Consider the following 6,150-nt stretch of genomic DNA (forward strand, 5'->3'; position numbering starts at 1 on the left):
CACTAAAGTGCAAATCCAATGCTTCTTAGCCGCGATGGCACAAAATATCAAGAAAATTGCTCTACGGGTATGGGCATTGCTGCGCTTTATTTTAGGAAAAATAGCTTTATTAAACGCAGATTCTAAGCCATATAAGCTTCATCTAATCTAAAAAAGTGTTTTGACCCGCTACGCCCAAAATAAAACCCACTAACCATAAAAATTAGTGGGGTTTGTCAGCAGTCTGAGCCCTGCCATGCAGGGCTTTTTAATGCCTGAAATATCAACGGTTATCGACAATAAAATTGTACACTTGCCGAAAAACACCGCACTTTGATTATAATTCCCTCAACCAAAATAAATATTTGAAATTCACTGTTGACTTGCCCCAGCGAAATTTGTATTATCTGCGCCACTCGTTAAGAGTCAACCGTGCGGAGGAATGGTCGAGCGGTTGAAGGCACCGGTCTTGAAAACCGGCGAGGGTTTACGCCCTCCGTGAGTTCGAATCTCACTTCCTCCGCCACTTTTCTGAATAAAGTCGTAAGTAATGATCGTCAAATCAATAACTTACGGCTTTTTTATTTTCTGAAATTTCTTCCAGTTCATCATTCCCCGCTATGCTTCTTGAGAAGTCCGGCAACGAGTTTGACGAGATTTTGACTTGATTTGCGTAGGTCAATAAATGCCCTGCATTCAAGTGCGCATACTTCTGAACCATTTCGATTGTTTCCCAACCGCCTAATTCTTTCAGCACAAGTAAAGGCGTGCCGTTTTGGACGTGCCAACTCGCCCAAGTATGGCGCAAATCATGGAACCGAAAATCCTTTATGTCCGCTCTCTCTAACGCTCGCTTAAAATCTTCTCGGTCTATATCGGTGATTAGTTTGCCTTTGCCCCGATGAAATACATAATTGGAAATGCGCTTTGTTTCTTTTTGGCGTAGAAAATGAATTGCTTCACGGCCTAGCGGTAACGCACGCGGGTGGCCGGATTTGGCAATATCCCCTGTTACTAAAGCAAGGCTGCGAGCAAAGTCGATTTTATCCCACGTCATCGTCAATACTTCGGTCATTCTTGCGCCGGTCATCAGTGCGAATGAACACACCTCCTTCATCCAATCAAGGTTAAGACTTTCCAACAAACGGCTAGCTTCTTGCTGTGTGATCCAACGAATGCGCTTTTTAGGTTCGTCATTTTTTTGAATGTAGGGAATGGAATCCACCCAACCGGCTTGTTTCGCCAAATTCAATGCACGCATAATCGAAGTGCGGTAGCGGTTTTGCGTTGCCGGGGCGAGCTTCCGTCCTGTTCGTCGAATGTGCGTCGGCAAATTATTGTAGATGTCGTCACTTGTTAAAGAGCTGAGTAACTTATGCCCGATTGCCACACGCCAATATTCCGCATGCTGAATTTTAGTATCCAAATTCTTTTGGTGTTCGGCATCTTCCAAAAATCGGATTAACGCCTCTTCCACCGTGCGTTCGGGCTTTTTGTTAAGTTTCTCTATTTTCCAAGCATCGTGCTTGAGCTTGTCATGGTATTCCTGTGCTAACTTTTTTTCAGTCGTTTGACTAGAGCATCGAATGCGCTCCCCTGTCGGTGTCGTGAAATCAATTTGCCAGATACCGTTTTTGTTTTTTCTGATCGGCATTTTCTTTTCTCCTGTTCGCCGACCTGCACACATAGACGGCTACTATTATTTTCCTTTTGACGCTGACGATCAAGATCTGATTTGTACACTCTCCAACCCCGCACGCCTGCCATTTGAAAAAATCCCCAATCTCTTTTGCGTGCATAAACGGTGTTGTAACTGAGGTTTAACAATTTAGCGGCTTGTTTTATGGTCAGTGCTTCTTCCATAATCTGTCCCTTTTGCTGAATTTTGCGTGTGTTTGACCGCACTTTGCTAATGAAAGTGTCAAAGTGCGGTCGGATGGGTTAATTTATGCGGTGGCGGCGCAATCCGTGTAGCACATAAGCGGCGATGTGATCACGGTCGGTGATGCCGTCAGTGATTTTTTCCACCACTTTGCGCCCGTGTTCAATGGTGCGGACGTATTCTGTGGCTTGCCCTCGGCACGCACCGGCATAACTTGAGCTGATTTTTTCGAGCGCAGGGTAAAGGATTTCCAGCAACTCACGGCACTGCTCCGCCGCTTTCCATAACCATGCGAGGGATACGGCTTCATCAATGTTGAGGTGGCAGATCAGTGGTTCCGGTTCTGGCAAGGCGAGTTGTTGCGGTTTGTTTTGTCCGATTAGAATATTTTCAATTTGTTCATCACACCAGATAGCAAAGTCAACATTTAGCCAGCGGGCGAAAGCAACTGCTAATCGACGGTGTAGCCAAGTTCCACCATTAACTCCACGGGTTGTTTTTAAAATGTCAGATTTTCCGACATTTAATTTTTTACTAAGTAATTCAATATATTCAATAGTGCTTGGTAATTCTAACCAACGTCTAGGTGATTTGTTAAAATGCTTTGCAATAGCAGTCGCATTAAGAAAAGCATCGTTTTGGAAGAAAACTTCAGTGCCGTTGTAGTGGGCGGTGATGATATTAGCCATAGCTAACTCCTTTGTATTTTTTGAGAGATTAGCCACATTTGATTGAGGGTGGCGGGACTCACTCTCAGGCATACAAAGAAACCTGCTGCTAGGTATTCCCATTAAGGTATTGTATTTCCCAGCTATCGACCCGCCATTGTCTTTTAGGCATAAAAAAACCGCAAGGTCTGTCGGGTGCGGAAGCCGCTTTGTATTTTTTGAGAGGGCTTCAGTATATTGTGGTTGATTTTCATTGTCAATCTTCTTTTCCGGTTCAGGCAGTGCCAGTTGTTGCGGTTGTCCTTTGTGCATAGCAAGGAATGCACGCAGGACTACTAAATGAAATTTTGGGCTGATCCACATCGCGTAACTTAGTACGAGCTCTTCACAAGCGTATGTGCCTTGAATATTTCTGCCTCGTTGAATTTTGAACGCCAGATTTGGCGTTCTAATTTCTTTTTGAATTTCAGTAATTAACTCTTGGGTTGTATCCAAACGCATAAAACGATTTGGCTGATGTTTTTCTTCATTGCCACTTGCTTTATGCAGATCGTTCAGCGAATAAAGATTTTCAAAAGTGCGGATAGCGGTATTAAGAATTGCTAAGTTTGTCATGATGACTACTCCTATTAGTTTTATTTGAGATTGCACCATTTTTGAGAATGGTGCCGAGAGGCTCAAAAGCTCCCTAATAGGTTAGAGCTGGACGTATTCCCCGAAGGTATTGTATTAGTCGCCCTCTCGACGTTGCGAGATTACGGATATAAAAAAAGTCGCTGTTGGCGACTGTTGAACTATCCGCCTATTAGAAAAGGTTTTGAGACCTAGGGCGGATAGTAATATAAAAAATCCCACCTTGTAAAGTGGGATTTGGAAATTATTTGTTTTTTGCCTTTTGGTAGGCTTGGCGGAATGCCTCTAATTTTTGGCGTTTTAATTCCGCTGCGGTTAAGGTTTTCGCTGTCATTACGCCTCCTTATAGTGTGGGGTTTTCAGAATGAAGCAATCTTTTTCATCGCCTAAATCTGTGATTGGTTGAAAATTTACCATAAATTCACTCGGCTGACTACACATTTTCTTGTACATTCGCACCAATGAAGAACGTTCTGCCACGAAAATATAACAATCCGGTTGATATTGTTGATAGTGCGCTGAAACAAGTATTTCAAGCTGTTGTTTGAGCTGTCGGATTTCTGCTTTGCCGAATTGGTGATTATCCGCAGGGGCATAGAGATCGTCATTTCCGCATTCAATGTAGTCTTTCACAGCAAACTTGATAGAGAAAGTTTTTCTGCCTTGAATAAGTGGCGAAATATCTGGATTATCCAACCAGTAAAACAGGCTATCGTTGTCATCAGAAAAGATAATCATATAAACCACGCTACCAATTTTAAAATCAGCATGGTGGTAAATGATGTCGTTATCTTGTGTTTGATGAAATGAGATTTTTGTTTTCATTTTGTTTTTATTCGAGGTTGATCGGGCTTCAACTACTGCCGATAGACAGCGGAGCTTATTCCCTTTCGGTATTATATTAAGCTCTCTCGACCCGATCATAAATCGGTCTAACCAAAATTTAGGTATAAAAAAGCCGCAATGCTTTCGGGTGCGGATAGCCGCTATCGGTTTGTAGTGCGGTTATCTTAATCTGAATGGGGGGCGGTTGTCAATCATGGCGATTTATTTAACCACGCTCGCCGACGTGGTATACTTGTGCTATCAGACAACAAGTAATCGGGAGTAGCTATGCTACAAATTCAGTCTAAATTTAGTTTAGAACGGTGGTATAACGTGATGATGTTGCTGAGTGTTGCACTTTTTACGGTGGCAGGGCTGAAATTATTCCCTGATTTACCGTCCATTCCTTTTATGTTTTTAGCTGGTGGTGTATTTTTCATTTCACTGGGCGAGATGACAAATCACCCTTATAGCGTAAAAATTCACCCTGAACTCAATATCAAAATTTATGGTTACTCTCGCATAGACAGTGTAATTGGCTGGTGCTTTAATTTGATTGGTGCTGGGCTATTTATTACAGGGCTGGTTAAGCTGTTTTGATTGGATTGTCAATAGATAAACCAATATGCGAACAAGATCGCAATTATCAGATAAAGCCAGCTTCTTGCTTCAAAATTTGTTTTTAATTCGTGTAAAATGGCAGATAGTTTTTTTCTCATTGTGGATAGCCTCTCTGTTTTCTTTGATGAATAACTAGCGGATCAATTCTTTCACGCTGCAGCGGCGTTTTTGTTTGCCGGCAGCGGTGATGTGCGATTGGGTTTTCATCGTGCGGTGGGCGATGTCTTCGCGCCGTTGTTGGCGGAAGCTGATGTCTATCACTGCTTTGTCGGCGCGCGCCAAGTGCGGTCGGTTGCGGCGGTTTTTGGCGTACATTCTCGCCAATCGTCCGGCTTTGCCTTCGGCGATTTTCAAATCTTCCGGCGGTACGGTTTCAATGATTGTGATGTCATATCCGATAACGGTCATGATGTTTCTCCTTTCTCTCTCCATTATCAAACGCACTCGCAAGTGCGCTTTGTAATGTCCTGCCGTCGGCAGGTGGTTTCTCTCCAAATTTATGCGGATTATTTAACCACTCACCGCCTCGTGGTATATTGGTGTTTCCACACAACCAATATAAGGATTAAATTATGAAAAAACTTGCAGCAGACCGATCCGCGATTATTTTAACGCGTGATATTTTACGCACTGGATCAGGGAGCGAACACTCAATGAGCACTCGGCTAAAAATATCGCTATGTTTATCCAAACATTATCATCAGAGTTACAGCAAATTATTGATGATGAGGTAACATCTACAGATGTTATTAATTCCCATAGACCTGTATTGCCAAAATAGCTTTACAGGCTAGCTTGGCGAGTTCGTCAGGCGGATAGCCGTAATTATTCTGGCTGATATTTTTTAATAGCGCACATTTGATTTGCTCTTTATCGCAATCAGATAGGCGCTCTTCAACAACCTGTAGAACGAGTTTTTTAGGTTTCTCAAGCTGATCGTTCAAAATGATCTGTTTTACAATTTCAAATGATGTGTTTTCCATTTTCTCTCTCCTGTTTAATCATCACAAACAGCACTTATTCAAGTTCTGCCTTAGCTATCCTTAAATTGATAATTTCGCACTTATCCATACCTTCAGGGGATCTCTTGAGCAAATGCGGTTTACAATGTCCTGCTGTAGGCAGGTGATGCTTGTTACCTCAGCCCCTCACGCCTAGCTTGCGTACCGCACTTGGCGGTTAGGAGGGTTGTTAAGATGTTAAAGAGCGGTGCGACGATATTGCGTTTTGTTGGGGCTATATTACAAGAATAACTTTAATATATGCAAGTTATTTTTTTATTAATTACAAGTAAAAATTAAAATAAATATTGTAATTGATTGTTTTTGTTTGAAATTTAAGCTTGTTTTTTTACTAACTGGTTGATGAATTTGTGAGCGAGATCACAGGGGAAGTGCGGTTTTTTAGCGGGTTGGTGGATTTTGGGCAAGAAAAAGCCCTTTTATAAAATTATAAAAGGACTTAAATTAGGAGTACTTCAAAAAGTAGATAAAATATGTCGACCAACAGCTTCTGACATTAACGGTGGAACCGCATTTCCTA

General features: G+C 42.2%; 7 protein-coding genes, 1 tRNA gene and 1 pseudogene. 2 read left to right on the top strand and 7 right to left on the bottom strand.

Annotation, left to right across the window (positions count from 1 at the left end; genetic code table 11):
- Positions 1-415: 415 nt before the first annotated feature.
- Positions 416-505: transfer RNA gene (locus FHQ30_RS07695), tRNA-Ser, on the top strand.
- A gap of 36 nt (positions 506-541) precedes the next feature.
- On the opposite strand, the gene FHQ30_RS07700 is transcribed toward FHQ30_RS07695, so the two are convergent.
- From FHQ30_RS07700 to FHQ30_RS07715, 5 genes and pseudogenes are all read right to left on the bottom strand, one after another.
- A complete protein-coding gene (locus tag FHQ30_RS07700) occupies positions 542-1,633 on the bottom strand; it encodes a tyrosine-type recombinase/integrase (protein ID WP_139610792.1) in 1,092 nt (363 codons plus the stop codon).
- Entirely contained in the window at positions 1,531-1,842 is a 312-nt protein-coding gene (locus FHQ30_RS07705; RefSeq protein WP_139610791.1) for a helix-turn-helix domain-containing protein, read from the bottom strand. The genes FHQ30_RS07700 and FHQ30_RS07705 overlap by 103 nt, the downstream gene beginning before the upstream one ends.
- Before the next feature lie 78 nt (positions 1,843-1,920).
- The gene (locus FHQ30_RS13440) at positions 1,921-2,652 is read right to left on the bottom strand and encodes a KilA-N domain-containing protein (protein WP_326480845.1); all 732 of its coding nucleotides are present in this window, start codon (positions 2,650-2,652) and stop codon (positions 1,921-1,923) included.
- 141 nt (positions 2,653-2,793) lie between these two features.
- Positions 2,794-3,144: pseudogene (locus FHQ30_RS13445) on the bottom strand (KilA-N domain-containing protein); the annotation flags it as partial.
- A gap of 351 nt (positions 3,145-3,495) precedes the next feature.
- Positions 3,496-3,987 carry a helicase gene (locus FHQ30_RS07715; RefSeq protein WP_139610790.1) on the bottom strand — a complete coding sequence of 164 codons (492 nt, stop codon included), beginning with the start codon at positions 3,985-3,987 and terminating at the stop codon, positions 3,496-3,498.
- 288 nt (positions 3,988-4,275) lie between these two features.
- On the opposite strand from FHQ30_RS07715, the gene FHQ30_RS07720 reads away from it, so the two are divergent.
- Complete coding sequence (locus FHQ30_RS07720) at positions 4,276-4,587, top strand: hypothetical protein (RefSeq protein WP_139610789.1); 312 nt, start codon at positions 4,276-4,278, stop codon at positions 4,585-4,587.
- A 153-nt stretch (positions 4,588-4,740) separates the two neighbouring features.
- Here the strand turns inward: FHQ30_RS07720 and FHQ30_RS07725 are convergent, their stop codons facing one another.
- Positions 4,741-5,016: a hypothetical protein gene (locus FHQ30_RS07725; RefSeq protein ID WP_139610788.1), complete on the bottom strand. Its 276-nt coding sequence runs from the start codon at positions 5,014-5,016 to the stop codon at positions 4,741-4,743.
- A 341-nt stretch (positions 5,017-5,357) separates the two neighbouring features.
- Complete coding sequence (locus tag FHQ30_RS07735; protein WP_139610787.1) at positions 5,358-5,591, bottom strand: hypothetical protein; 234 nt, start codon at positions 5,589-5,591, stop codon at positions 5,358-5,360.
- Between the last annotated feature and the right edge of the window lie 559 nt (positions 5,592-6,150).

Origin of the sequence: Testudinibacter sp. 'clade 2', from assembly GCF_006227735.1 — a bacterium.
GTDB lineage: Bacteria > Pseudomonadota > Gammaproteobacteria > Enterobacterales > Pasteurellaceae > Chelonobacter.

What these genes read in the sequence shown, in the direction of transcription:
- FHQ30_RS07700 (WP_139610792.1), bottom strand. Translation starts at nt 1,633, where the DNA reads ATGCCGATCAGAAAAAACAAAAACGGTATCTGGCAAATTGATTTCACG.
- FHQ30_RS07705 (WP_139610791.1), bottom strand. Translation starts at nt 1,842, where the DNA reads ATGGAAGAAGCACTGACCATAAAACAAGCCGCTAAATTGTTAAACCTC.
- FHQ30_RS13440 (WP_326480845.1), bottom strand. Translation starts at nt 2,652, where the DNA reads ATGGGAATACCTAGCAGCAGGTTTCTTTGTATGCCTGAGAGTGAGTCC.
- FHQ30_RS07715 (WP_139610790.1), bottom strand. Translation starts at nt 3,987, where the DNA reads ATGAAAACAAAAATCTCATTTCATCAAACACAAGATAACGACATCATT.
- FHQ30_RS07720 (WP_139610789.1), top strand. Translation starts at nt 4,276, where the DNA reads ATGCTACAAATTCAGTCTAAATTTAGTTTAGAACGGTGGTATAACGTG.
- FHQ30_RS07725 (WP_139610788.1), bottom strand. Translation starts at nt 5,016, where the DNA reads ATGACCGTTATCGGATATGACATCACAATCATTGAAACCGTACCGCCG.
- FHQ30_RS07735 (WP_139610787.1), bottom strand. Translation starts at nt 5,591, where the DNA reads ATGGAAAACACATCATTTGAAATTGTAAAACAGATCATTTTGAACGAT.